Below are 3739 nucleotides of genomic sequence, written 5' to 3'. Positions count from 1 at the left end.
GGACAAATAGCGGACAAGCACCAAAATGGGCAGAAAAAAGAAACTCGGAAACCGCGATATTTCGCTGTTTCCGAGCTCTAACAGAAGTGACCCGTACGGGAATTGAATTAAATTTCTCAGCTTTACTAATGTCTTGTAATGTTGAGCTTTTGCCGATATTACGTTTTTTAATTATATCTATTTAAAATAAAATCTTGTCCTTTATAGTAACTTTTGGGGACATGTAAAGGACAAACGAAGGACACCTATATGGTCATACTCCTGTTATAAAAGAATATTAATATAAATATTGCAATTCTAATCAAAATAAGGTATAATAAGGCTGTGGAGGTGAGAGCGTGAAAGATCTGACATTCCTGAAATGGAGCTATAGCAGTTCTTCTTCGGGTGGAACATATCTGAAAGCTGAATATGGATTGGGAAGCAAAAAGATTTATTATAAACTTCCTGATTTCAAACAGGGACGTTTTTCTGGCTGTGAAACGGCAATAGAGGTAATTGTAAGCCGTTTAGGACTATTTCTTGGATTTCCTGTTTTAAAATATATGGGAGATATGTCTAAAATCAGCATAGACGGTAAAAAGTATACCACTTTTGTTGCAAGAAGCCATAATTATGTTAAAAGCGGATATACCGCTATCCCACTCATTACCGACTATCTCACCAACAGGCTTTCAAAGACAGAAAGTGCTCTTGATTATTGTCGTAGGATAGGTTTGCAGGAGTATCTTGACTATGTTTTCATCTTCGACTACCTTATTATGAACGTTGACAGGCATGGACATAACATCGAATTATTGTATGATAACGATAATAATATTATTCCCTCCCCAATATTTGATAATGGACGTGCTCTGACGTATGAATATGGCAATAATGTGAAGCTTATGCAGAATTGGGATTACAAGAGCGATATTACAGTCAATAATTTTGTAGGAAGTATTCATCTGGAAAGCAACTTGAAAAATGTCAGCAAAAAACATAAGCTTCCACGTCTAACCACTGAGGTTTATAAGAAGATGTTCTATGGTCTTGGCGACGTCATATCAGAGGAGCATCAGCAAATAATAAAAGCTGCAATTAATTACAGATATGAAAAACTGCTGAACGGAGGTATCATACTGTGAGAGAATATACAATAAAAAGCACCAGAAAAGGCAAAGATTATATCTGGGGAACGCTTTATTATAGCGATAAAACAGCAAAATTCCGTATAAAGTTCCGCTGTCCGTCCGATGAAATGAAAAAGGACAAGCCGCCTGCAATGATACACAGATTTATGACAAACGGCAGAATGGAGCTTGACTCAGAGCTTTCATCACTTTGGGTAAGTGAGCGTATAATTCCCAAGGACAGGCAGAATATAGCGGATATTCTTCGTGAGAACAATCTGTCAACATATCGTGAGATAGATATGCTTGAGCTTTGCATGGGCAGATGTACTCTTGATGATATTTACCTTACAAGAGAGAAATAAAATGATAGGGGCTGTAAAAAAACTCAGTCCCCCTTATGTGCAGTGACTCGTACGGGAATTGAACATACTCAATGAGTTTTTGTACTTTTTATAAATATTCAAAAAACGTGGATATATCGTCATTTAAGGCAATTATTTGCGTTTTGAATTATCGTGTTATTTCATGCTTTTTTGAGATAATAATGAACAAATAAAGAACTAGAAAACGCAGTATACCTTTCCGTTATTATTATAATATACATTTTCTGTTACACAGCAATTCAGTAATAACAGATTATCATAATTTCTGCAATGTGTCAATACCTTTTATGGAAGAATATATATATAGAACAAGGCAGTCCAACGGACTGCCTTGTTGTAATGTTCAGATACGTTTTCTGTTCTGATTTGTCCCTTACAATTTATATTAGAAATTATATCAATCTGTGCAGTGCTATGTGCAGATGCGCCGCACAGATCAACATCGGAAAAGAATTATAACATCAGCTATTGATGTGTATGGATCAGTAAAGCCACTTTGAAGCAAATGTATCTGCGAATGAGTCTTTATTCTTTGGAAGAGCAAATACAGAGGTCTGAAGCTCTTCAAGGTTCATTTTCGGCTGTATTCCGTATACATGATAGTCGAAATACTGTACCATTTTCTCAACGTCCTCTGCTATGACTGCGTGACCTGATTTATGGATATTTATAGCAAGATGATCACTGAGTCCTACATAATCCCATACGTGCTTCATACCGAGGTAAGCCATCCATACTGACGGAGCATTTACCCAGTCTTCGCTCTCGCACGAGCCGATTATAAACAGATATCTGTTAGGATCACAGCAGAGAGATCCCAGCATATGCTGATCCATTGGGAACTGTTCGGCGTTTCTGAACTCCATGAATCTTCCGTTGAACCAGCCCTGCTCGCCCGAAGCCTGTAAGCTTCCGAGAGGCTCATTTTCCTTATATGTATACGATGAAGATCCGCCCTTGCTGGAGAAGTCATAGGTCTTTCCAACTGAGCTGTAGCGATACAGTGCAAGACCGCCTGCACCAGAGCATGAAGGAGCACACATCTTGATACGTGTATCAAATGCTCCGCATACAGCAGCGGCTTTACCGTATCTTGAAACACCTGTAACGATAGAGCTGTCAGGATTGATGTTCAGTTCCTTTGCGGCTCCATTGTAAAGAGCGTCGAGTATCCTGCCGATTCCCCATGACCATGCCATAAGATCACCAGTCTGCTCGTCCCAGTTCCTTCCATAAGGATAGAGATCATAGAAAGCACCCTTATGCTGGTTGTTGTCCTGTGCAGTTCCCGGGGCGCTGAACATTCCGTCACTATCGTATGTGATCACTGCATAGCCATTTGAAGTTGCTGTGCTTTCAGAAATACCCTTGTGCATACCAAGAATAACAGGAGCTCCGCCTTCATGGCGAACATTCTTAGGAAGATTTATAACTGCCTTGAATGAAGCTGTCTTGCCTGTACTCTTGCGCTTAACGTTGATAGTCATGCTATTGCCGTTTATGCTGTAAGTAGTTTCGTCATCAGAGCCGTCTATCCACTTGCCATACATATAGTATTCATACATACAGCTTATTTCGCTCTGACGCTTCCACCAGTCATCGACGGACTCTACCTTTGAGCCGTCCATGAATATAAACGGATCAGGAATATCCTTTGAGCTCTTTAGTTGATTTACAGCAGGGAAGTTGTAGCTCTTTTCAAAAACAGGCTTTTCTGTGACAGGCTTTTCAACAATAGTGAACTCTTTTATCCTACCAATTATAAAGCCCTGGAGCTGGACGAGGTCAGTTACCTCTACCATGCCATTCTGATCTATATCAGCGGCTTTCTTTATGTTGTTGTCCTTGAAGTCATTTATGAGTCCCTTTCGCATGATAACTGCATCAAAGGAAGTTATCATCTTATCTCCGTCGAGGTCTCCGTAAATAAACTCGGGACTGTCGTTACCTTGTGTTGCAGGCTGAACTGGCTGTGTCTGCTGCTGATCATCAGAGCCTTTTAAATAGCCTTCTATCTGTTCAAGCCAGTATTTGCCCATTTTCTCATAGCCGCCTGCGTTGGGATGAACTCCGTCCGCAAGGTCTTTCGTGCCGTCAATAACGCTGTGGATATCGGCGTAGATAACGTTTTTGCTGCTGTAATCATTGGCAACCTTTTTTATGAGCTCGTTGTATTTCGCAATGTCGCCGTTTGAATTGCCGCCCCAGCCTGAATTGCCCAGGTCTGGGATAGTAGTAAGG

General features: G+C 40.3%; 4 protein-coding genes. 3 read left to right on the top strand and 1 reads right to left on the bottom strand.

Annotated features, from left to right (window positions below; translation table 11 throughout):
- The 3 genes from J6U00_RS02860 to J6U00_RS02850 form a co-directional block, all read left to right on the top strand.
- On the top strand, positions 1-185 hold a 185-nt coding region (locus J6U00_RS02860; protein WP_296578585.1), incomplete at its 5' end, for a hypothetical protein.
- Between the two features lie 153 nt (positions 186-338).
- The gene (locus J6U00_RS02855) at positions 339-1127 is read left to right on the top strand and encodes a hypothetical protein (RefSeq protein WP_296578581.1); all 789 of its coding nucleotides are present in this window, start codon (positions 339-341) and stop codon (positions 1125-1127) included.
- Positions 1124-1477 carry a hypothetical protein gene (locus J6U00_RS02850; protein ID WP_296578580.1) on the top strand — a complete coding sequence of 118 codons (354 nt, stop codon included), beginning with the start codon at positions 1124-1126 and terminating at the stop codon, positions 1475-1477. Before J6U00_RS02855 ends, J6U00_RS02850 begins: the two co-directional genes overlap by 4 nt.
- A 503-nt stretch (positions 1478-1980) precedes the next feature.
- Here the strand turns inward: J6U00_RS02850 and J6U00_RS02845 are convergent.
- Positions 1981-3739, bottom strand: a 1759-nt coding sequence (locus tag J6U00_RS02845; RefSeq protein ID WP_296578578.1) for a dockerin type I domain-containing protein, incomplete at its 5' end; no start/stop codon positions are given.

Origin of the sequence: Ruminococcus sp. (assembly GCF_017650195.1) — a bacterium.
Classification (GTDB): domain Bacteria; phylum Bacillota; class Clostridia; order Oscillospirales; family Ruminococcaceae; genus Ruminococcus.
This window is presented reverse-complemented; position numbering and strand designations above follow the sequence as displayed.